Raw genomic sequence first — 21,646 nt, 5'->3', positions numbered from 1 at the left:
GGTTGTTTACCCGGGCGTCGGTGTCCGGACCCCGCGCGGCCACCGGGGCTCCCTACCGTCAGGCGCGTCACCCCCCGGTCTCACCCTGGAGAGCAACCGATGACGATCGCCCCCGAGTCGCGCCCGCTGCTGGAGCTGGCGGCCACGCCCTCCTACGCGCGCGGCAAGCGCAGCCCCGTCACGTGCCGACTGAAGTGCGCGGACGCGTGCTCCCACCCGGCCCCGAACAAGAGCCTCAACGAGTACTTCCGCGACGTCGCGTCGCGCGCCCTGAGCCGCCGCGTCATGCTCGGCGGCATGGCAGCCGCCGCGGCTGCGGTCGTCGTCGGGGGCGAGGTGCTCGGTGCCCCTGCCGCGGCGGCGCAGCCCGGCAAGGCCACCGCGAAGGGTCTCGCCTTCGGGCCGATCGCCTCGCAGGCGGCCGACGTCGACGCCCTCGTGGTGCCCGAGGGCTACGAGTGGTCCACCATCATCCGCTGGGGCGACCCGATCCTGCCCGGCGGCCGCGCGTTCGACCCGGCCGCCCAGTCGGCGGAGCAGCAGAAGCTCCAGTTCGGCTACAACGTCGACTACCTCGACATCCTCCCGGACAACCCGGCGCAGCTGCAGAGCATGGTCGAGACCCGCCGCGGCACGCGCGGCCTGCTCGTGAGCAACCACGAGTACACCAACCCGGGCATCATGTTCGACGCCTCGTACGACGCCGCCACCCGCCGCGCGATCGAGCGCGCCGCCCACGGCATGTCCGTCGTCGAGGTGACCCGCAAGCGCGAGGGCACCCCGTGGACCTACTCGCGGATCAGCCCGGTCAACCGCCGCATCCACATGGACACCGAGTTCGTCATCGACGGCCCGGCCGCCGGCACCGACCTCATGAAGACCGTCGCGGACCCGACCGGCACGCGCGTGCTCGGCACGCTCAACAACTGCGCGGGCGGCACGACGCCGTGGGGCACCGTCCTCTCGGGCGAGGAGAACTTCCACGGGTACCTGCGGGTCAACGGGCAGGACCCGCGCGACGCGCGCTACGGCCTCGCCAACCGCCCGACGAGCTACGGCTGGGAGCTCGACGACCCGCGCTTCGACGGGAACAACCCGGGCTACGAGAACGAGAACCACCGCTTCGGCTGGATCGTCGAGCTCGACCCGTACGACCCCACGTCGGCGCCGGTCAAGCACACGGCCCTCGGCCGCTTCAAGCACGAGGGCGCGAACGTCATCCTCGCGAAGGACAAGCGTGCGGTCGTCTACATGGGCGACGACGAGCGCTTCGACTACGTGTACAAGTTCGTCTCGCGCAACGCCATGCGCGAGGGGAGCAGCGCGCAGGCGCGCGCCTTCAACAAGACGCTGCTCAGCGACGGCGACCTGTTCGTCGCGCGGTTCACGGGCGACTCGCCCGGCGAGATCGACGGCTCGGGCGCGCTGCCGTCCGACGGCGCGTTCGACGGCACGGGCGAGTGGCTGCCGCTCGTGCTCGACGGCGAGTCGCAGGTCGAGGGCATGTCGGTCGAGGAGGTGCTCGTCTTCACGCGCCTCGCCGCCGACGCGGTCGGCGCCACGAAGATGGACCGCCCGGAGGACGTCGAGCCGAACCCGTACACGGGCCGCATCTACGTCGCGTGCACCAACAACTCGAACCGCGGCACGGGCACCAACGCGCCGGCCGACGAGGCCAACCCGCGCAACGCCAACCGCGACGGCCACGTGGTGGAGATCATCGAGGACGGCGGCGACCAGACCGCGCGCACGTTCACGTGGAACCTGCTCATCGTCGCGGGTGACCCGTCGGTCAACGGCACGACCTACTTCTCGGGCTTCCCGGCCGACAAGGTCTCGCCCATCTCGTGCCCGGACAACCTCGCGTTCGACACCGAGGGCAACCTGTGGATCTCCACCGACGGCCAGCCGTCGGCGATCCGCAAGTGCGACGCCCTGTTCAAGGTGCCGCTCGAGGGCCCCGAGCGCGGCCACGTCCAGCAGTTCCTCTCCGTGCCCGCCGGCGCGGAGACGTGCGGCCCGATCGTCGACCTGCGCGACTCCATGGTCTACGTCAACGTGCAGCACCCGGGCGAGGACGGCTCGTACGACGCCCCGCAGTCGTACTTCCCGGACTACCTGGCCGAGGGCGAGGAGGTGCCGGCCGGCGCGTTCCGCGGCCCGCGCCCGGCGACCGTCCAGGTGTACCCGGCGGGGGCGGGCGAGCGGTCCGGCCGTCACGTGGGCCCCGGCCCGTTCCCGGGCCCGCGCGGTGACGTCTCGCGCCGCACGTTCTCGACGACGCGCGGCGAGCCGGGCGAGCAGCTCCGCGGCTGAGCTCGTCCCGGGCGCGGGGCAGGACGTCGTCCTGCCCCGTGCCCGGGGCCGAGACGGTCTGCGCGGACTACCGGGTCGCCGACGGTCGTCTCCACGTCATCGGCGACGTGCTGGGCGACTTCGAGACCACGGCTGGTGAGGACCACCACCACGGCTGATCGCCGGCGGCCGCCCGGGCCCGCCCGCGCGGTTCGTAGACTGGATGACCGTGACAGCCCCCGACCCCGGCGCCTACCTCGACCACGCCGCGACGACCCCCATGTCGCCCGCGGCGCTCGAGGCGTTCGTCGCCGAGGCCCGCCGGACGGGCAACGCGTCGTCGCTGCACTCCGCGGGCCGGGCCGCCCGGCGCGCGGTCGAGGAGTCGCGCGAGACCGTCGCGGCCGCGCTGGGCGCGCGTCCGAGCGAGGTGGTCTTCACCGCGGGCGGCACCGAGTCGGACAACCTCGCGATCAAGGGCGTCTTCTGGGGCCGGCGCCGCACCGACCCGCGACGCACGCGGGTGCTGGTCTCCGCCGTCGAGCACCACGCCGTGCTCGACCCGGCGTTCTGGCTCGCGGGGCACGCGGGCGCCGAGATCGTCCTGCTCCCGGTCGACGGCGACGGCCGGCTCGACCTCGACGCGCTGCGCGCCGAGCTCGCCGCGCACGCCGACGAGGTCGCGCTCGTGTCGGTCATGTGGGCCAACAACGAGGTGGGCACGCTGCAGCCGGTGCGCGAGGTGGTGCGCCTCGCGCACCAGCACGGGATCCCGGTCCACACGGACGCGGTCCAGGCCGTCGGGCAGGTCCCGGTCGACTTCGCCGCCTCGGGCGTCGACGCGCTGACCCTCACGGGCCACAAGCTCGGCGGACCCGTGGGCGTCGGCGCGCTCGTCGCGCGCCGCGACCTCCCGCTCGAGGCCGTGCTGCACGGCGGCGGCCAGGAGCGCGGCGTCCGGTCGGGCACGCTCGACGTGCCCGCGATCCGCGCGTTCGCCGCGGCCGTGGCGGAGGCGGTCGAGCACCGCGAGGAGCGCGCCGCGACCATGGCGGCCCTGCGCGACGAGCTCGTCGCGGGCGTGCGCCGCGCCGCGCCCGAGGCCGTGCTGCGCGGACCGGACCCGGCCGCCGTGACCGGGGCACCGTCGTCGGGCACGCCGGCCTCGAGCCCCGCCCGGCTGCCGGGCAACGCCCACTTCACGTTCCCGGGCGCCGAGGGCGACTCGCTGCTCTACCTGCTCGACTCGGCGGGCGTGCAGGCCTCCACGGGGTCCGCGTGCCAGGCGGGCGTGCCGCAGCCCAGCCACGTCCTGCTCGCCATGGGCGTGCCGGAGGTCGAGGCGCGCGGCGCGCTGCGCTTCTCGCTCGGCGCGACGTCGACGCGCGCCGACGTCGAGCGGCTCCTCGCCGTGCTGCCCCAGGTCGTGGACCGTGCGCGGGCGGCGGGCCTGGCCTCGCCGCGCGCCGTCGCGGGCGGTGCCGCGTGAGGGTCCTCGCCGCCATGTCGGGCGGCGTCGACTCCGCGGTGGCCGCGGCGCTCGCGGTCGAGGCGGGCCACGACGTCGTCGGCGTGCACATGGCCCTGAGCCGCAACCGCGACCAGTTCCGCACGGGCTCGCGCGGCTGCTGCTCGATCGAGGACGCGTCCGACGCGCGGCGCGCGGCCGACGTGCTCGGCATCCCGTACTACGTGTGGGACCTGTCCGAGCGGTTCGAGGAGACCGTCGTCGCCGACTTCCTGGCCGAGTACGAGGCGGGCCGCACGCCCAACCCGTGCGTGCGGTGCAACGAGCACATCAAGTTCGAGGCGCTGCTCGACAAGGCGACCGCGCTCGGTTTCGACGCGGTCGCCACCGGCCACTACGCGCGGATCGTCACGCGTGAGGACGGCACGCGCGAGCTGCACCGCTCGCCCAACGCCGACAAGGACCAGTCGTACGTGCTCGCCGTCATGGGCCCGGAGCGCCTCGAGCGCGCGATGTTCCCCCTCGGCGGCTTCGCGTCGAAGGCCGAGGTCCGCGCCGAGGCGGAGCGACGCGGCCTCTCGGTGAGCGCCAAGCCCGACTCGTACGACATCTGCTTCGTCGCCGACGGCGACACCCGCGGCTTCCTGCGCTCGCGGCTCGGCTCGCGGCCCGGCGCGGTCGTCGACACCGAGGGCACCGTCGTCGGCGAGCACGACGGCGCCTACGCGTTCACGGTCGGCCAGCGCAAGGGCCTCGGCCTCGGCCGGCCGGCCCCCGACGGCAGGGCGCGCTACGTCGTCGACGTGCGGACCGACACCAACACGGTCGTCGTCGGCCCGGCCGAGCTGCTCTCGGTCGACCGCATCGCAGGCGGCGGCGCGGTCTGGTTCACGCAGCCGCCGAGCGGGTGGACCGACGCCGAGCTCCAGGTGCGGGCCCACGGCGCGCCCGTGCCGGCGCAGGTCCGGGCGCTCCCGATGTCCGACGACGGCACGTCCGGCCTGGAGGTCCGGCTCACCGGCCGCCCGCTGCGCGGCGTCGCGCCGGGTCAGTCCGCCGTCGTGTACGCCGGGACGCGGGTGCTCGGGCAGGCGACGGTCGCGCGCGCGTGGCGCGAGCAGCCGGTGCACGCCTGATCACGGCGGCTCACGCGGTCGCGAGCCCGCGCAGCGTCCTGTGGAGCGCGGCCTCGTCGCGCACGGCCCAGTGCTCGGCCTCGCGCCCGGCCGCGAACCGCACCATGTGCATCTCGCGCACCGTGAAGCGCCGGCCCGACGGCGCGATGCCGCAGAAGAAGCCCGTGTGCCGGGCAGTCAGCTCGACGTGCAGCGCCACCAGGTCGCCCTCGGCGACGGCGTGCAGCACGCGCACCTGCTGGTCGCTGAACGCGTCGTCGAACCAGCGCACCTCGGCGAGGAACGCCTGCAGCCCGCCCTCGCAGCCGTGGAGCGCGTCGTGGTTGCGGAACTCCGGCGCGAGCAGCTCGCGCAGCACGGCGTCCTGCCGGGCGGGCACGGCGTGCGCGTGGACGCGGATCGCGGTGGCCTTGTTGGCCGCGGGCGCGGCGGCGACCGCCGTGCCGTTCGACGAGCCGTCGCGCGAGCCGGCGGGCGAGCCGTTCCGCGCGGCGCGCGCGGCGGACGGGGCGCGGACCGCACGGGGCGATCGGGTGAGCACGGGCATGAGGACTCCTTCGTCGGGCTACCGTGCTCTCGATGACGAGGGCAGGCCGGCGGTGGCCCTCCGTGGACTAGAGAGCGACGACCGGGCCGTCCGTGACGTGACGGGCCCAGAGAGCGAGGACGCATGACGGCGGTGAGCGGCCACGGCCCGTGGCCCGGGGGCGAGCGGGACGTGCTCGAGGCGCAGCAGACGGTGCTCGGCGACCTGGCCGCGCTGCCGACCGGCGTGGACGCCGTCCCCTTCCTCGTGCAGCTCACGGCACGGGGTCCGGGCGCGGACCCGGTCGGTCGCGCGGCGGCGCTGCTCGAGGAGCTGCCGGTCGAGCTCGGGCCGCACGGCTGGAAGCTCGCCGACCGACCTGGCCACGACGAGCGCCGCGCCGAGACGCTGCGCCGCGAGGACCTCGCGGCGCTCGCCGTCGCCGCCGTCGGGTACGCCGGTCCGCTCGCGGTCGAGGTCACCGGCCCGTGGACGCTCGCGGCCGAGCTGTGGGCCGCCCGCGGCGACCGCGTCCTGGCGGACCACGGCGCGCGCCGCGACCTCGCGCTCGCGCTCGCCGAGGGGGTGCGCGGCCACGTCGCCGAGGTGCGCGAGCAGGTGCCGGGCGCCGACGTCGTCGTGCAGCTCGCCGAGCCGCTGCTGGGCCAGGTGCACGCGGGCGTGCTGCCCACCTTCTCGGGTTTCTCGCGGATCCGTGCGGTCCCGGGCCCCGAGGTCGTCGACGGCCTGCGCCCGGTGGTCGACGCGGTGCACGACGCCGGTGCCTCCGTCGTCGTGCACCTCGGCTCCACGTGGGTCGGGATCCCGCCGGTCGCGCTCGCCGGCGCCGACGCGTTCGGCCTCGACGTCGGGGCCGTCGGGTGGAACGAGCGTGCGTGGGAGCTCGTCGCGCGCGCGACCGAGCGCGGGCTCGGCCTCTGGGCCGGGTTGCCGCCCGCCACGGTGTCGCAGTGCTCCGGGCCGCAGCTCGGGGAGCTCGTGTCGCTCGTCGCCGAGCCGTGGCGCCGGGTCGGGCTGCCGGCGTCCGGGCTCGACGGGGTGACGCTCCTCGCGTCCCCGCGCGCGGCGCTCGCGAGCACCGACGAGCACCGCGCCGAGCTGGCCAACCTCGGCCGCGTCGCCGAGGTCCTCGCCGAGCGCGCGACGGCCTGACCTCAGCGTTTCCCCGCACGGGTCCCCGGGCGTAGCCTGGTTCGCGGCCGTGGGCCGGGGTGCGTTCCCGACCCGGACACCGTACGGAAGGACACCCATGCCAGGGCTGCGAGCCGTCCTGTTCGACCTCGACGGCGTCCTGACCCCGACTGCCGCGCTCCACATGCGTGCGTGGGAGCGCCTCTTCGCGCCGTGGTGCTCCCAGCAGGGCGTCGCCCCCTACACCGACGCCGACTACTTCGCGCACGTCGACGGCCGCCCCCGCTACGACGGGGTCGCCGCGTTCGTCGCGTCGCGCGGGGTCGAGCTGCCGTGGGGCTCGCCCGACGACGCGCCCGGCGACGGGTCGGTGTGCGCGCTCGGCAACCGCAAGGACGAGATCGTCAACCGGATGTTCGCCGAGGAGGGGATCGAGCCGTACCCGGGCTCGGTCCGGTTCCTCGACGCCGTGACCGCGGCGGGCGCGCGGGTCGCCGTCGTGTCGTCGTCGCGGAACACCCCCACGGTGCTCGCCGCGGCGGGGCTCGCCGACCGGTTCGAGGTCGTCGTCGACGGCAACGTCGCCGCGCGCGAGCGGCTCGCGGGCAAGCCCGCCCCCGACACCTACGTGCGCGCCGCCGAGCTCGTCGGCGTCCCGGCCGGCCAGGCCGTCGTCGTCGAGGACGCCGTCTCGGGCGTCGCCGCGGGCCGCGCCGGAGGCTTCGGGCTCGTCGTCGGCGTCGACCGCGGCGTCGGGGCGCAGGCGCTGCGGGAGCACGGGGCCGACGTCGTCGTCACCGACCTGGACGAGCTCGACGCGAGCGTGCTCGACCACGCCGCGGGGGAGGGCCGGGCATGATCCGCCGGACGAAGGACGAGCGCAGCACGGTCGACCGCAGCCGGTTCCCCGCCGAGGAGTGGCGGCTCGTCGAGAAGCGGTACTCGGTCAAGGACCTGGGCGTGACCGAGTCGCTCTTCGCGGTCGGCAACGGCTACCTCGGCATGCGCGGCAACGTCGAGGAGGGGCGTGACTCGCACACGCACGGGACGTTCATCAACGGCTTCCACGAGACGTGGCCCATCCGTCACCCCGAGGAGGCCTACGGCTTCGCCCGCGTCGGGCAGACGATCGTCAACGTCCCCGACACGAAGGTGATCCGGCTCTACGTCGACGACGAGCCGCTGCTGCTCACGGTCGCCGACCTGTGCAGCTACGAGCGCTCGCTCGACCTGCGCGACGGCGTGCTGCGCCGCGACATCACGTGGCGGACCCCGAGCGGCAAGGCCGTGCGGCTGCGCACGGAGCGCATGGTCTCGTTCGTCGAGCGGCACCTCGCCGTGATGACGTTCGAGGTCGAGATGCTCGACGCCGCCGCCCCGATCGCGATCTCGTCGCAGATCCTCAACCGGCAGGACGGCCAGGACGAGTACCATGTGCCGTCCGCCGCGATGGGCGAGGGCTTCGACCCGCGCAAGGCAAACCAGTTCTCCGAGCGCGTGCTGCAGCCGCAGACGCAGTGGGGCGACGACAACCGTCTCGTCCTGGCGTACAAGTGCACGAACTCGGGCATGACGCTCGCCGTGGCGGCCGACCACCAGCTCACCACCGACAACGAGTGGGAGGTGCGCCACCAGGAGGACCCGGACCTCGCCAAGCACGTCTTCCGGGTCCAGGCGGAGCCCGGCCGGCCGGTGCGCCTCACGAAGGTCGTGGCCTACCACACGTCGCGCGGGGTGCCCAGCCGCGAGCTCGTCGACCGCTGCCGCCGCACGCTCGACCGCGTCCGCGCCCAGGGCGTCGGTGCCCAGTTCGCCAAGCAGCGCGCGTGGCTCGACGACTTCTGGGCACGCTCCGACGTCGAGATCCCGGGGCGCCCGGAGATCCAGCAGGCGGTGCGGTGGAACCTCTTCCAGCTCGCGCAGGCGACCGCGCGCGCGGAGGGCAACGGGGTGCCGGCCAAGGGGGTGACCGGGACCGGGTACGGCGGGCACTACTTCTGGGACACCGAGATCTACGTCCTGCCGTTCCTCACGTACTCGAGCCCGCGGTACGCGCGCAACGCGCTGCGCTTCCGCTACCAGATGCTCGAGGCGGCCCGACGGCGGGCACGCGACCTGTCGCAGAAGGGCGCGCTGTTCCCCTGGCGGACCATCAACGGCGAGGAGGCGTCGGCGTACTACGCCGCCGGCACGGCGCAGTACCACATCGACGCCGACATCGCGTACGCGCTCGTGCAGTACGTCCGCGCGACGGGCGACGAGGACTTCCTGCGCCGCGAGGCGATCGACGTGCTGGTCGAGACGGCGCGCATGTGGGCCGACCTCGGCTTCTGGCGCGCCAACGGCGACGACAACTTCCACATCCACGGCGTCACGGGCCCCGACGAGTACACGACGGTCGTCAACGACAACCTGTTCACCAACGTCATGGCCCGCTTCAACCTGCGGGCGGCCGTGGCCGCGGTCGAGCGGCTCCGGGAGGCGTACCCGGAGGACCACCGGCTCATGACGGACCGTCTCGGCCTCGACGAGGACGAGGTGGAGCACTGGCGCCACGCGGCCGACCACATGACGATCCCGTACAACGAGGCGATCGGGATCCACCCCCAGGACGCGCACTTCCTCGACCGCGAGATCTGGGACCTCGCGGCGACGCCGCCCGAGAAGCGGCCCCTGCTGCTGCACTACCACCCGCTCGTCATCTACCGGTACCAGGTGCTCAAGCAGGCCGACGTCGTGCTCGCGCTGTTCCTCCAGGGCCACGAGTTCACGGAGAAGGAGAAGCTCGCCGACTTCGAGTACTACGACCCGCTGACGACCGGCGACTCGACGCTCTCGGGCGTCGTGCAGTCGATCGTCGCCGCCGAGGTGGGCTACCACGAGCTCGCGATGGAGTACTTCCTCTCGGCGCTGTTCGTCGACCTGGCCAACCTCCACGCCAACGCGACCGACGGCGTGCACGTCGCCTCGGCGGGCGGCACGTGGTCGGCGCTCGCGTACGGGTTCGGCGGCATGCGCGACTACGAGGGCCTGCTGACGTTCGACCCGCGCCTGCCCGAGGGATGGGAGTCCCTGACCTTCCGCGTCGCGTGGCACGGCTCGCGGCTGCGCGTGACGGTGCTGCGCGACGCCCTGGAGTTCGAGGCCGAGACCGGCGAGGGCGCCCAGGTCGGCGTGCGTGGCGAGCTCGTCAAGGTGGTCCCGGGCGAGACGACCCGCGTCGCGCTCGACGGGCACGGCCCGGTGCGGACGGGCGTGCCGGGCCTGCGGGCGCTGTCGGGCAACCGCCGCGAGGACGGCACGCTCATCACCGCCCGCGTGCCCCACTCCTGAGCGAGCGGCTCAGGCGAGGCGCTCGCGCAGGAACGTCCAGTGCAGCGCCGCCATGTGCGCGGCCTGGGCGTTGTTCGCCGCCCCGCCGTGACCGCCTTCGACGTTCTCGTAGTACGTGACGTCCTTGCCGGCGTCGAGCATGAGCGCGGCCATCTTGCGCGCGTGGCCGGGGTGCACGCGGTCGTCCTTGGTCGACGTCGTGAACAGCACGGGCGGGTAGTCGCGCGCCGGGTCGAACAGGTGGTACGGCGAGAACGTCCGGACGAACTCCCAGTCGTCGGTGTCCGGGTCGCCGTACTCGGCAATCCAGGACGCGCCCGCGAGCAGGTGCGAGTAGCGCTTCATGTCGAGCAGCGGGACGCCGACGATGATCGCGCCGAACAGCTCGGGGTACTGCGTGAGCATGTTGCCCGCGAGCAGACCGCCGTTCGAGCGCCCCTCCATGCCGAGGTGCTCCGGCGAGGTGATGCCGCGCGCGACGAGGTCGCGCGCGACGGCGGCGAAGTCCTCGTACGCACGGTGGCGCTTCTCGCGCAGCGCAGCCTGGTGCCACGCCGGCCCGTACTCGCCGCCGCCGCGGATGTTCGCGACGGCGTAGACCCCGCCACGCTCGAGCCAGGCCCGGCCGGTCGTCCCGGAGTACCCGGGCAGGATCGGGTGCTCGAACCCGCCGTACCCCCACAGCAGCGTGGGAGCCGTGCGCGTGCCCCCGCGCACGAGGTCCTCGCGCCCGACGACGAAGTACGGCACGCGCGTCCCGTCGTCGGACGTGGCGAAGTGCTGCTCGACGACCATGCCGGACGCGTCGAAGAACGCGGGCGCGGACTTGAGCACCTCGGCCTCGGCCGGCGTGTCGCCCGGGCCGGCCACGGTGGTCAGCGAGAACGTCGACGGCGTGAGGAACCCGGTCGTGACGACCCACGCGTCGTCGCTCTCGACCGCGTCGACCGCGCGCACGCCGACCGTGAGCAGCTCGCCTCCCACGGGCAGCTCCGAGCGGGTCCACGGCGCCCCGGGCTCGGCGGGGAGCTCGGGGGGCGTGAGGACGTGGAGCCGGTTCTTGACGTCGTCGAGCACGTTGACGATCAGGTGGTGCCGCGTCCACGAGGCGCCCACGAGCGACGTCGTCGGCGTCGGCTCGAACAGCACCGTGAGCTCGCGTGAGCCGGCGAGGAAGTCGTCGGCGGGGGCGGCGAGGAGCGAGCCCGCGCGGTACGTCCGGCCCGCCACGTCCCAGTCGTCGCGGAGCTCGACGAGCAGCCACTCGCGGTGGAAGCCCACCTCGGCCGACTCGGGCACGTCGATCTTCGTGAGCCGCTGGGCGGGCGTGCCCACGGCGTCGACGAGGAACGTCTCCGAGCGGTAGAACGCGATCGAGCGGGTCACGACGTCGCGCTCGAACCCGGGCGTCCGCAGGCGGCGGCCCGCGATGTACATGTCGTCGGCCGTGCCCTCGTAGACCGTGACCGCGTCCGCGAGCGGCGTGCCGCGCCGCCACAGCTTGACGACGCGCGGGTAGCCCGACGGCGTCGTCGTGCCGGGGCCGAAGTCCGTGAAGACGTACACGGCGTCCTCGTCGGCCCAGGCGAGCCCGCCCTTGGCGAGCGGTCGCGTGAAGCCGCCCTCCGACGCCGGGACGAACCGCTTCTCGACGAGGTCGAACTCGCGCGTCACGTCGGCGTCCGAGCCGCCGGGGGAGAGGTCCACCAGCGCGCGGCGCCAGGGCGCCCCGGTGGCCAGCTCCTCCGCCGAAGGGCGGAGCACCGACGCACCGTGCCACACCCAGCTCTCGTCCTCGGCCGCGGCGAGCGCGTCGAGGTCGAGCACCGTCTCCCACTCGGGGTCCGCGGTGCGGTACGACTCGAGCGTCGTACGACGCCACACGCCGCGCTCGTGCGCGGCGTCGCGCCAGAAGTTGTAGAGGTGCTCGCCGATCCGCGAGACCTCGGGGATCCGGTCGTCGGAGTCGAGCACCTCGCGGATCGCGGCCTCGGTGGCCGCGAAGTCGTCGCTCGCGGCGAGCGTCGCGTGCGCGTGCGCGTTCCGCTCGCGCACCCAGTCGAGCGCGTCGGAGCCCTCGACCTCCTCGAGCCAGGCGTACGGGTCGGCCTGCCCGACGTCGATCCGGACGGGTGCGGTGGCTGGCGTGGCGACGGGCTCGGCACTCATGCCAGGCACCCTAGCCCGCCCGCGCGTGTCGGTGGGACGGGCCATGATGGTCCCGTGACCGAGACGACGGACCCCGCCGCCGACCCGACCGCGCTCGACCCGACCGCGCTCGCCGAGGCCGCCCGAGACGAGACCGCCCGAGACGAGGCCGCGGCCCGGCGCCGCTGGGCCGAGCTGGTGGCCCTCGTCGAGGAGGACCAGCGCGCGTACTACGAGCTCGACGCGCCCAAGGTCTCCGACGCCGAGTACGACGCGCGCCTGCGCGAGCTCGAGGCGCTCGAGGCGGCGCACCCGGCGCTCGTGACGCCCGAGTCGCCGACGCAGCGCGTGGGCGGCCGGGCCGCGGCCGGCTTCGCGACGGTCGAGCACCTCGAGCCCATGCTGTCGCTCGACAACGTCTTCAGCGTGGACGAGCTGCGGGCCTGGGACGCCCGCGTCGCGCGGGACCTCGGCGTCGGGGGCGGCGACGTCGGGTACCTGTCCGAGGTGAAGATCGACGGCCTCGCCATCGCGCTGCTGTACGAGAAGGGCCGGCTCGTGCGCGCCGCGACGCGCGGCGACGGGCGCACGGGCGAGGACGTCACCCAGAACGCGCTGCGGATCGCGGAGATCCCGCACCGTCTCGAGGGCGACGACCTTCCTGACGTCGTCGAGGTGCGCGGCGAGGTCTTCATCCCCGTCTCGGCGTTCGAGCGGCTCAACGAGCTCCAGGCCCGGCTTCGCGAGCGGGCCGTCGCCGACGCGCGGGAGCGCGCCGGAGCCCGGTCGGCGGCGTCGCGCTCCTTCGACGAGGAGCGCGCCCGCGTCGCCGCGCTGCGCCGGTTCCCGCCGTTCGCGAACCCGCGCAACGCGGCCGCCGGCGGGCTGCGGCAGCTGCTGGACAAGAAGGACGGGCTCGATCTCGAGGCGGGTGTCGCGCGCATCGAGGCCCTGCGGCTCTACGTCCATGGCGTCGGCGCGCTGCAGTGGACCGAGGGCGAGCACGCCGAGCTCGAGCGGCAGTCGGACGTGTACACGCTGTTCGGGCGGTGGGGCCTTCCCGTCTCGCCCCACAACCGGGTGGTCGAGGGGATCGACGGCGTGCTCGAGATGATCGACCACTTCGGCGAGCACCGGCACGACATCGAGCACGAGCTCGACGGCATCGTGGTCAAGGTCGACGCGCTGGCCGACCAGCGCCGCCTCGGCTCGACCAGCCGCGCCCCCCGCTGGGCGATCGCGTACAAGTACCCGCCCGAGGAGGTGACCACGCGCCTGGTGGCCATCCAGGTCGGCGTGGGCCGGACGGGTCGCGCGACGCCGTACGCCGTCATGGAGCCCGTCACCGTCGCCGGCTCCACGGTGCGGCAGGCGACGCTGCACAACCAGGACGTGGTGCGCGCCAAGGGCGTCCGCATCGGGGACATGGTCGTGCTGCGCAAGGCCGGCGACGTCATCCCCGAGATCCTCGGCCCCGTCACCGCCCTGGCCGACGACGGCCACCCCCGCGAGGACTTCGTCATGCCCGCCGAGTGCCCCGAGTGCGGCACGCCGCTGCGGCCCATGAAGGAGGGCGACGTCGACCTGCGCTGCCCCAACGCCGAGTCCTGCCCGGCGCAGGTGCGCGGCCGCGTCGAGCACATCGGCTCGCGCGGCGCGCTCGACATCGAGGCGCTCGGCGAGGTCACCGCCGCGGCGCTCACGCAGCCCGACGTGCCCGAGACGCCGCCGCTGCGCACCGAGGCGGGCCTCTTCTCGCTCACGCTCGAGCAGCTCCTGCCCATCGAGGTCGTCGTGCGCGACGCCGAGACCGGCCTGCCGAAGGTCGACGACGACGGCGTGGCCCGCCGTCGGGCACCGTTCCGCAAGAAGGTCACCCACAGCAGGGCGGCGCGGCTCGCGGCCGAGGAGGCGGGGGAGACCCTGCCGGAGTTCGAGCCGTCGGCCCAGGCGGTCAAGCTCCTCGAGGAGCTGGAGCGGGCCAAGACCAAGGACCTGTGGCGCATCCTCGTCTCGCTCAACATCCGCCACGTCGGGCCGGTCGCGGCGCGGGCGCTCGCGGACTGGTTCGGCTCGCTCGACGCGATCCGTGCCGCCTCGCGCGACGAGCTCGCCGCGGTCGAGGGCGTCGGGCCCGTCATCGCCGACCAGATCGTCGAGTGGTTCACGGTCGACTGGCACCGCGAGATCGTCGAGGCGTGGGCGGCCGCCGGGGTGCGGTTCTCCACGCCGGGCCACCCCGGCCCGGAGGCCATGGCCGCCAGGGCGGAGGAAGGGCCGAGCGGCCCGCTCGCCGGGCTCACCGTGGTCGTCACCGGGTCGCTCGAGGGCTTCAGCCGCGACGGCGCCAAGGAGGCGATCGTTGCCGCGGGCGGCAAGGCGGCGGGGTCGGTCTCGAAGAAGACCGACTACGTCGTCGTCGGCGAGAACGCCGGGTCCAAGGAGACCAAGGCCCGCGACCTCGGCCTGCCGATCCTCGACGAGGCGCAGTTCGTGCGCCTGCTCGAGGGCGGACCGGCCGCGCTCGAGGCCTGAGTCAGCGGCTCGCCCAGAGCATCCCGCGCTCGACGAGCGTGCGGACCTGGGGCACCTCAAGGTCGGCGAGCTGGTGCCCGGTGGTGCAGACGAAGACCTTGCCGGCGCCCCAGCGTCGCGTCCAGACCGCGGGGACGGTGACGGGCTCGTGCCACGGGTCACCCTCGCGCGGGTGGATCGTCGTGGTGGCGAGCACGTCGCTGTACGCGTCGGTGAGCACCCAGTACTGCTCGGAGTGCAGGGCGAAGTCGCCGAGCCCGGCGACGATCGGGTGGTCGGCGCGCTCGGGCACGATCTCGACGGTGTGGTCGATGATGTCGTGCGCGTGGGCGGCGAACTGGCCGCCGGTCATCTGCAGGTAGTCGGTGGCGATGCGGAAGGAGTCGACGATCCCGCCGTGCCACCCCGCGAGGCCGGTGCCGTTCGCGACGGCGGTCCGCAGCCCGCGCATCTCGTCGGGCAGGATGTCGCCCATCGTCCAGCACTGGACCACGAGGTCGACTCGCGACATGTAGTCCTGGTCGGCGTAGACCTCGAGGCTGTCGGTCACCGTGACGTCGAAGCCCGACTCCTTGAGGAACGGGAGGAAGAGCTCCGTCGCCTCGAGGGGCGCGTGCCCCTCCCAGCCCCCCTGCACCACCAGGACACGGCGTTCCGGACCTGACATGGACCCTCCCCGGCGTCGGTCGTCGTCGAGACGATGCTGTACCCACCCGGGGGCCGCGTCAACAGCCTTCCGGCGGGCGGTCACGCGACGAACGCGTCGATCGCCTCGGGCGACAGCACGTGGTCGACGGCCATGGCGCTCGCACCCAGCACGCCGGCCTCGCCGCGCGTCTGCGACGTGACGATGCGCAGGTGCTGCGTCGCCAGCGGCAGCGACCGCTGGTACACGACCTCGCGGATGCCCGCGATGAGGTGCTCCCCGGCCTCGGCGACGATGCCGCCGATGGCGACGATCGACGGGTTGAGCATGCTCACGCACGCCGCCAGCACGGCTCCGATGTCCCGGCCGGCCTGGCGCACCGCGGTGCTCGCGGCCAGCTCGCCGGACCGCACGAGCGTGACGACGTCGGCGCTCGAGCGCGCCTCGAGGCCCTGCTCCGCGAGCGTCGCGGCGATCGCCTGACCGCTCGCGACGGCCTCGAGGCAGCCGACGTTGCCGCACCGGCACTGGACGGCGGCGGCCCCGGGCACGGCGATGTGGCCGACGTCGCCCGCGGCGCCCTGCGCGCCCCGGCGCAGCGCGCCGTCGGCGATGATGCCGGCGCCGATGCCCGTGGCGACCTTGAGGAAGAACAGGTCGTTGACGTCCTGCCACGCCGCGCGGTGCTCTCCCAGCGCCATGATGTTCACGTCGTTGTCGACGAGCACGGGCGCCTTGAAGTGGGACCGCAGGATGCCCGGCACGTCGACGTCGTCCCACGCGGGCATGATCGGCGGGTTGATCGGGCGGCCCGTCGAGTGCTCGACCGGTCCCGGCAGGCCGACGCCGACGCCGGCGAGGTCCGAGAGCTCGCGCTCGGCCGACGCGAGGAGCTTGTCGCCGGCCGTCTTGACCCACGAGAGCACGACGTCGGGCCCTTCCGCGATCGGCAGCAGCTGGTCCGTCTCGACCAGCACGCGCGAGGCGAGGTCGGTCACGGCGAGGTGCGCGTGCGTCGCTCCCAGGTCCACCGCGAGCACGACCTTGGCGTCGGGGTTGAACGCGAACGTCGCGGGCGGGCGGCCGCCCGTGGAGCTGGCCTCGCCCGCGGGCACGACGAGACCGGCCGCCATGAGCGCGTCGATGCGCGCGGCGATCGTCGACCGTGCCTGTCCCGTCGCCGCGGCGAGGTCCGAGCGCGTGCGGGGCCTGCCGTCGCGGAGCAGCTGGAACATCTCTCCCGCACCGTTGGGGCGCGGAGCGAACTTGGTCAGTTCCTCCATGAGACTAGTGAACCACGACCTCCACCAACTTGCGGGCAACTTTTGCTTGACGCGCGTCAAAAGCCCGCCTACTTTTGAGCGCATGGTCGATGCAGACCCCCTCAACGCCCCGACGCCGCGGCACGGCACCGGTCCCACGACCGACCCTGCCGCCGCCTCCACCACCGAACGTCCCGCCGACACGCCCTCGCGCGACGGCGCCCTGCAGGAGCCGTTCCTGCGCATGGAGGGCATCGTCAAGCACTTCCCGGGTGCGAAGGCGCTCGACGGCGTGGACCTCGACGTCCTGCCCGGCGAGGTGCACTGCCTGCTCGGACAGAACGGTGCCGGCAAGTCGACGCTCATCAAGGTGCTCGCCGGCGCCCACCAGCCCACCGCCGGGCGCATCCTGCTCGACGGCGAGGAGATCTCGATCCCCCACCCCGTCGCGGCGCTCAAGCACGGCGTGGCGACGATGTACCAGGAGCTCGACGTCGTCGACGGCCTCACCGTCGCGGAGAACATCTACCTGGGGCACGAGCTCGCGAGAGGCGGCTTCACGCAGCGTCGCGAGGCCGCGAAGCGCACGCGCGAGCTCATGCGGCGACTGGGTCACCCGGAGATCTCGCCGCACATGGAGGTCGGGCGCCTGTCCGCCGCCGGGAAGCAGATCGTCTCGATGGCCCGCGCCCTGTCGCACGACGCGCGCGTCATCATCATGGACGAGCCCTCCGCGGTGCTCGACGCGGGCGAGGTCGAGAACCTCTTCCGCGTGGTCGACGAGCTCACCGCGCAGGGCATCGCGATCGTCTACATCTCGCACCGCCTCGAGGAGATCCGCCGCATCGGCGACCGGATCACCGTCCTCAAGGACGGGCGCACCGTGGGTCGCAACCTGCCGGTCTCGACGACGCCCACGCACGAGCTCATCAAGCTCATGACCGGGCGCACGGTCGAGTACGCGTTCCCGGCGCGGCCGGGCGTGCCCGACGACGCGCCGGTGCGCCTCGAGGTCACCGGCCTGACCCTCGACGACACGTTCTCGGACGTCTCGTTCCAGGTGCGGGCCGGCGAGATCGTCGGCCTCGCAGGCCTCGTCGGCTCCGGGCGCTCGGAGATCCTCGAGACGATCTACGGCGCCCGCAAGGCGACCGGCGGCACCGTCGTCGTCAACGGCAAGCGGCTGCGCCCGGGCTCGGTCCCGTCCGCGGTCGCGGCAGGCATCGGCCTGGCGCCCGAGGAGCGCAAGAGCCAGGGGCTCCTGCTCGACGAGCCGGTCTACAAGAACATCACGCTCTCGACGTTCGCGCGGATGGCCACGGCCGGCTGGCTCGACGAGCGCGCCGAGCGGAACGCCGCCAAGGAGCAGGCCGAGGCGCTCGACCTGCGCCCGCGCGGCGTCGATCGTGCCGCCCGGACCCTGTCGGGCGGCAACCAGCAGAAGGCGCTGCTCGCACGCTGGCTCGTCCACGGGTGCGACGTGCTGCTGCTCGACGAGCCGTCGCGCGGCGTCGACGTCGGCGCCCGGGCGGAGATCTACGCGCTCATCCGCAAGCTCGCCGACGCCGGCAATGCGGTCGTCGTCGTCTCGAGCGAGATCCCGGAGGTCCTCGGGCTCGCCGACAACGTGCTCGTCATCTCGGAAGGCCGCGTGGTGCACCGCGCACCCGCGCAGGACATCGACGAGCACGGCGTGCTCGATCTCGTCATGGAAGGAAGTGTCGCGTGAGCGAAACCACGGCCGCCAGGCCGGCCGAGTCCTCGACCGAGCGACGTTCGTGGTTGGGCGGGTCCGTCGGACGCAACCTCGGGCTCGTGGTCGCCCTCCTCCTGCTGTGCGCCGTCGGCATCATCACCGGAGGTGACCGCTTCGCCAACCTCGGCAACATGCTGACGATCCTGCGTCTCGCGGCCGTCATCGGCGTCCTGGGTGTCGGCATGACGTTCGTCATCACCTCGGGCGGCATCGACCTCTCCGTCGGGTCCGTCATGGGCCTGGCGACCGTGTGGGCGACGACGCTCGCCACCCAGACCATGGCCGAGAACACGCACTGGCTCATCATCGTGGTCACCGCGCTCGTCGTCGGCACGGTCGCCGGCCTCGTCAACGGGGTGGTCATCGCGTACGGCAAGGTCGTGCCATTCATCGCGACGCTCGCGATGCTGGCGAGCGCCCGTGGCCTGGCGGAGATGATCTCCAACCGGCAGACCCAGCGCATCACGGTCGGCGGGTTCTCGGACTTCTTCGGGGCCAGCTTCCTGGGCATCCCCGTCCTGGTCTGGATCTTCGCCGCCGTCGCGGTCGCCGGATGGATCCTGCTCAACCGCACGACGTTCGGCCGCCGCACCGTGGCGATCGGTGGCAACGCCGAGGCCGCGCGCCTGGCGGGCATCAACGTCCGCCGGCACACGCTCTACATCTACGGGCTCGCCGGCCTGACCGCCGGCATCGCCGCCGTGATGATGCTCGGCCGCACGACGGCAGGCACGTCCACGCACGGCATGCTCTACGAGCTCGAGGCGATCGCCGTCGTGGTCATCGGCGGCACGCTGCTCATCGGCGGCCGGGGCACGATCGTCGGCTCCGTGTTCGGCGTCCTCATCCTCACCACGCTGACCAACGTCTTCACGATCAACAACATGTCGACGTCGGCGCAGAACGTCGTCAAGGGCCTCATCATCGTCGGCGCCGTCATGCTCCAGCAGCGCTTCGCCAACAGCACGAAATCCAGCTGATCCCCACGACCCGACCCGCGCGCCCGCGCGCGGTCACCGACCCCAACGATCCCCACCCAGCACGGACCGAATCGAGGAAGATACACATGTCCGCACGAATGACCCGCAACCGCGCCTTCGGCGCCTCCGTGGCCGCGGCCACCGTCGCCCTGCTCGCCGCAGGGTGCGTCAGCAACGAGCCGCCCGCCGAGGAGAGCGAGGGCACGAGCCAGAACGCGGGTGCCGCGTCGAGCAACGACGACCCCGGCGACACGGTCACCATCGGCTTCTCGGCCCCCGCCGCCGACCACGGCTGGATGGGTGCCATCACCCGCGCCGCGCTCGACACCGCCGAGCAGTACGAGGACATCGAGCTGCGCCAGGCCGAGGCGACCAACGACGTCAACATGCAGATCAGCCACATCGAGCAGTTCATCAACGAGGGCGTCGACGCCATCGTGCTGCTGCCCTTCGACGGTGACGCGCTCACGGACGTCGCCCTCCAGGCGATGGAGGCCGGCATCCCGGTCATCAACGTCGACCGCGAGCTGTCCAGCCCGTTCGCCTCGCGCGCCACGATCCTCGGCGACAACTACGGCATGGGCGTGAGCGCCGGCACCTACATCTGCGAGCGCCTGGGCGACAACCCTGACGCCGTCGTCGCCGAGATCCAGGGCATCGCCAACCTGCCGCTGACGCAGGAACGCAGCCAGGGCTTCGCCGACGCGCTGTCCGAGTGCGGGCTCTCCGTCTCGACGCAGGTGGCCGCCGACTTCACCATCCAGGGCGGCGAGACGGCGACGTCGAACCTCCTGCAGGCCGAGCCGCACATCGACGCCATCTGGAACCACGACGACGACCAGGGCGTCGGCGTCCTCGCGGCCATCGAGAACGCGGGCCGCGACGAGTTCTTCATGGTCGGCGGCGCCGGCTCGCTCGACGTCATGGAGCACATCAAGGCCGGTGACTCGGTCCTCGAGGCCACGGTCATCTACCCGTCGACGCAGGCCGCCGACGGCATCAAGCTGGCCCGCCTCATCGCCCAGAACAAGGAGATGAGCGACCTCGTCTCGGCCGGCGTGCCCCGCGAGATCCAGCTCCACGCCCCGGTGGTGACGGCGGACAACGTCGACCAGTACATGGAGCTCGGCTTCCGGTCCTGACCTGACGAACGCGCACGAGAGGAGGGGTGATGAGCGAACGGACGGACGAGCAGACCGAGGGGAAGCCCACGCTGGGTGTCGGCCTCGTCGGGTACGCCTTCATGGGGGCCGCCCACTCGCAGGCATGGCGGACCGCACCGCGGTTCTTCGACCTGCCGATGGCGCCGCGCATGCGGGTCGTGGCCGGCAGGCACGCCGAGGCCGTACGGGCCGCGGCGGACCGGCTCGGCTGGGACGACGCGGTGACGAGCTGGAAGGAGCTCGTCACGCGCGACGACGTCGACCTCGTGGACGTCTGCACGCCGGGTGACACCCACGCCGAGATCGCCATCGCCGCCCTCGAGGCCGGCAAGCACGTCCTGTGCGAGAAGCCGCTCGCCAACTCCGTCGCGGAGGCCGAGGCGATGGTCGCCGCGGCGGAGAAGGCGGCCGAGCGGGGCGTGCACGCGATGGTCGGGTTCACCTACCGCCGCGTCCCGGCGATCCAGCTCGCCCGCACGCTGGTCGCCGACGGCCGGATCGGCCAGGTGCGGCACGTGCGCGCGCAGTACCTGCAGGACTGGATCGCGGACCCGAGCGCGCCGCTGTCGTGGCGCCTCGACAAGGCGAAGGCGGGCTCGGGCGCGCTGGGCGACATCGGCGCCCACGTGGTCGACCTGGCCCAGTTCATCACCGGCGAGTCCGTCGTCGGGGTGAGCGGCACGCTCGAGACCTTCGTCAAGGAGCGCCCCCTCCCGTCCTCGTTCGCGGGGCTCGCGGGCGAGGCGGGGGAGGGCACGGGTCCGGTCACGGTCGACGACGCCGCGGTGTTCTTCGGCCGGATGTCGGGCGGTGGGCTCGCGACGTTCGAGGCGACCCGCTTCGCCTGGGGCCGCAAGAACGCGATCCGGCTCGAGATCAACGGGTCCAAGGGGTCGCTCGCGTTCGACTTCGAGGACATGAACCTCCTGCACTTCTTCGACGCCCAGGAGGAACCGAAGACGGCGGGCTTCCGCCGCATCGTGGTCACCGAGCCCGAGCACCCGTACGCGGGCGCCTGGTGGCCCCCGGGGCACGGCCTCGGCTACGAGCACGCCTTCACGCACCAGGTCGTCGACCTGGTGGGCGACCTCGCGGCGGGGCGCCAGCCCACGCCGTCGTTCGCCGACGGGCTCGCGGTCCAGCGCGTGCTCGACGCCGTCGAGCGCAGCTCGGAGAACCACAGCGGGTGGGTCGACCTGACCTGACCCGCCACCACAACCGTCGTCGGGCACCCCGGGGCCGCGGG

At 73.4% G+C, this 21,646-nt stretch carries 15 protein-coding genes; 11 read left to right on the top strand and 4 right to left on the bottom strand.

Annotation, left to right across the window (positions count from 1 at the left end):
* Positions 1 to 99: 99 nt before the first annotated feature.
* The 3 genes from ISOVA_RS11160 to mnmA all read left to right on the top strand — a co-directional run bounded on the left by ISOVA_RS11160 (position 100) and on the right by mnmA (position 4,899).
* The gene (locus ISOVA_RS11160; protein WP_013839329.1) at positions 100 to 2,316 is read left to right on the top strand and encodes a PhoX family protein; all 2,217 of its coding nucleotides are present in this window, start codon (positions 100 to 102) and stop codon (positions 2,314 to 2,316) included.
* A 202-nt stretch (positions 2,317 to 2,518) separates the two neighbouring features.
* Positions 2,519 to 3,784 carry a cysteine desulfurase family protein gene (locus tag ISOVA_RS11155; protein ID WP_013839328.1) on the top strand — a complete coding sequence of 422 codons (1,266 nt, stop codon included), beginning with the start codon at positions 2,519 to 2,521 and terminating at the stop codon, positions 3,782 to 3,784.
* Positions 3,781 to 4,899, top strand: a complete 1,119-nt coding sequence (gene mnmA, locus ISOVA_RS11150; protein WP_013839327.1) for a tRNA 2-thiouridine(34) synthase MnmA — start codon at positions 3,781 to 3,783, stop codon at positions 4,897 to 4,899. Before ISOVA_RS11155 ends, mnmA begins: the two co-directional genes overlap by 4 nt.
* A 10-nt stretch (positions 4,900 to 4,909) precedes the next feature.
* Here mnmA and ISOVA_RS15605 read toward each other — a convergent pair whose 3' ends face one another.
* Entirely contained in the window at positions 4,910 to 5,446 is a 537-nt protein-coding gene (locus tag ISOVA_RS15605; RefSeq protein ID WP_013839326.1) for an ester cyclase, read from the bottom strand.
* Between the two features lie 123 nt (positions 5,447 to 5,569).
* Between ISOVA_RS15605 and ISOVA_RS11140 the strand changes: the two genes are divergently transcribed.
* From ISOVA_RS11140 to ISOVA_RS11130, 3 genes are all read left to right on the top strand, one after another.
* Entirely contained in the window at positions 5,570 to 6,598 is a 1,029-nt protein-coding gene (locus ISOVA_RS11140) for a uroporphyrinogen decarboxylase/cobalamine-independent methonine synthase family protein (protein WP_013839325.1), read from the top strand.
* 97 nt (positions 6,599 to 6,695) lie between these two features.
* A complete protein-coding gene (locus ISOVA_RS11135; protein ID WP_013839324.1) occupies positions 6,696 to 7,436 on the top strand; it encodes an HAD family hydrolase in 741 nt (246 codons plus the stop codon).
* Positions 7,433 to 9,910 carry a glycoside hydrolase family 65 protein gene (locus tag ISOVA_RS11130; RefSeq protein ID WP_013839323.1) on the top strand — a complete coding sequence of 826 codons (2,478 nt, stop codon included), beginning with the start codon at positions 7,433 to 7,435 and terminating at the stop codon, positions 9,908 to 9,910. The genes ISOVA_RS11135 and ISOVA_RS11130 overlap by 4 nt, the downstream gene beginning before the upstream one ends.
* Positions 9,911 to 9,919: 9 nt before the next feature.
* Here ISOVA_RS11130 and ISOVA_RS11125 read toward each other — a convergent pair whose 3' ends face one another.
* Entirely contained in the window at positions 9,920 to 12,079 is a 2,160-nt protein-coding gene (locus ISOVA_RS11125) for a prolyl oligopeptidase family serine peptidase (RefSeq protein ID WP_013839322.1), read from the bottom strand.
* A 54-nt stretch (positions 12,080 to 12,133) separates the two neighbouring features.
* Here ISOVA_RS11125 and ligA point away from each other — a divergent pair, with 54 nt between their 5' ends.
* A complete protein-coding gene (gene ligA / locus ISOVA_RS11120) occupies positions 12,134 to 14,593 on the top strand; it encodes an NAD-dependent DNA ligase LigA (RefSeq protein ID WP_013839321.1) in 2,460 nt (819 codons plus the stop codon).
* A 1-nt stretch (position 14,594) separates the two neighbouring features.
* Here the strand turns inward: ligA and ISOVA_RS11115 are convergent, their stop codons facing one another.
* Together ISOVA_RS11115 and ISOVA_RS11110 are read right to left on the bottom strand one after the other, a co-directional pair.
* Positions 14,595 to 15,260, bottom strand: a complete 666-nt coding sequence (locus ISOVA_RS11115; protein ID WP_013839320.1) for a ThuA domain-containing protein — start codon at positions 15,258 to 15,260, stop codon at positions 14,595 to 14,597.
* An 80-nt stretch (positions 15,261 to 15,340) separates the two neighbouring features.
* Complete coding sequence (locus tag ISOVA_RS11110; RefSeq protein WP_013839319.1) at positions 15,341 to 16,522, bottom strand: ROK family protein; 1,182 nt, start codon at positions 16,520 to 16,522, stop codon at positions 15,341 to 15,343.
* Between the two features lie 82 nt (positions 16,523 to 16,604).
* Between ISOVA_RS11110 and ISOVA_RS11105 the strand changes: the two genes are divergently transcribed.
* The 4 genes from ISOVA_RS11105 (at position 16,605) to ISOVA_RS11090 (ending at position 21,605) form a co-directional block, all read left to right on the top strand.
* Positions 16,605 to 18,230, top strand: a complete 1,626-nt coding sequence (locus ISOVA_RS11105; RefSeq protein WP_013839318.1) for a sugar ABC transporter ATP-binding protein — start codon at positions 16,605 to 16,607, stop codon at positions 18,228 to 18,230.
* Complete coding sequence (locus ISOVA_RS11100) at positions 18,227 to 19,237, top strand: ABC transporter permease (RefSeq protein WP_013839317.1); 1,011 nt, start codon at positions 18,227 to 18,229, stop codon at positions 19,235 to 19,237. Before ISOVA_RS11105 ends, ISOVA_RS11100 begins: the two co-directional genes overlap by 4 nt.
* A gap of 86 nt (positions 19,238 to 19,323) precedes the next feature.
* On the top strand, positions 19,324 to 20,379 hold the full coding sequence (locus ISOVA_RS11095) for a substrate-binding domain-containing protein (RefSeq protein ID WP_013839316.1): 1,056 nt from the start codon (positions 19,324 to 19,326) through the stop codon (positions 20,377 to 20,379).
* A gap of 29 nt (positions 20,380 to 20,408) precedes the next feature.
* On the top strand, positions 20,409 to 21,605 hold the full coding sequence (locus ISOVA_RS11090; protein WP_013839315.1) for a Gfo/Idh/MocA family protein: 1,197 nt from the start codon (positions 20,409 to 20,411) through the stop codon (positions 21,603 to 21,605).
* The last annotated feature ends 41 nt before the right edge of the window (positions 21,606 to 21,646 follow it).

The sequence above is a fragment of the Isoptericola variabilis 225 genome (assembly GCF_000215105.1).
Classification (GTDB): domain Bacteria; phylum Actinomycetota; class Actinomycetes; order Actinomycetales; family Cellulomonadaceae; genus Isoptericola; species Isoptericola variabilis_A.
The sequence above is the reverse complement of the archived record's forward strand: the minus strand, read 5'-3'. Positions and strand labels throughout refer to the sequence as shown.

What these genes read in the sequence shown, in the direction of transcription:
- ISOVA_RS11155 (WP_013839328.1), top strand. Translation starts at nt 2,519, where the DNA reads ATGACCGTGACAGCCCCCGACCCCGGCGCCTACCTCGACCACGCCGCG.
- ISOVA_RS11140 (WP_013839325.1), top strand. Translation starts at nt 5,570, where the DNA reads ATGACGGCGGTGAGCGGCCACGGCCCGTGGCCCGGGGGCGAGCGGGAC.
- ISOVA_RS11095 (WP_013839316.1), top strand. Translation starts at nt 19,324, where the DNA reads ATGTCCGCACGAATGACCCGCAACCGCGCCTTCGGCGCCTCCGTGGCC.
- ISOVA_RS11110 (WP_013839319.1), bottom strand. Translation starts at nt 16,522, where the DNA reads ATGGAGGAACTGACCAAGTTCGCTCCGCGCCCCAACGGTGCGGGAGAG.
- ISOVA_RS11105 (WP_013839318.1), top strand. Translation starts at nt 16,605, where the DNA reads ATGGTCGATGCAGACCCCCTCAACGCCCCGACGCCGCGGCACGGCACC.
- ISOVA_RS11160 (WP_013839329.1), top strand. Translation starts at nt 100, where the DNA reads ATGACGATCGCCCCCGAGTCGCGCCCGCTGCTGGAGCTGGCGGCCACG.
- ISOVA_RS11115 (WP_013839320.1), bottom strand. Translation starts at nt 15,260, where the DNA reads ATGTCAGGTCCGGAACGCCGTGTCCTGGTGGTGCAGGGGGGCTGGGAG.
- ISOVA_RS11135 (WP_013839324.1), top strand. Translation starts at nt 6,696, where the DNA reads ATGCCAGGGCTGCGAGCCGTCCTGTTCGACCTCGACGGCGTCCTGACC.
- ISOVA_RS11090 (WP_013839315.1), top strand. Translation starts at nt 20,409, where the DNA reads ATGAGCGAACGGACGGACGAGCAGACCGAGGGGAAGCCCACGCTGGGT.
- ISOVA_RS11130 (WP_013839323.1), top strand. Translation starts at nt 7,433, where the DNA reads ATGATCCGCCGGACGAAGGACGAGCGCAGCACGGTCGACCGCAGCCGG.
- ISOVA_RS15605 (WP_013839326.1), bottom strand. Translation starts at nt 5,446, where the DNA reads ATGCCCGTGCTCACCCGATCGCCCCGTGCGGTCCGCGCCCCGTCCGCC.
- ISOVA_RS11125 (WP_013839322.1), bottom strand. Translation starts at nt 12,079, where the DNA reads ATGAGTGCCGAGCCCGTCGCCACGCCAGCCACCGCACCCGTCCGGATC.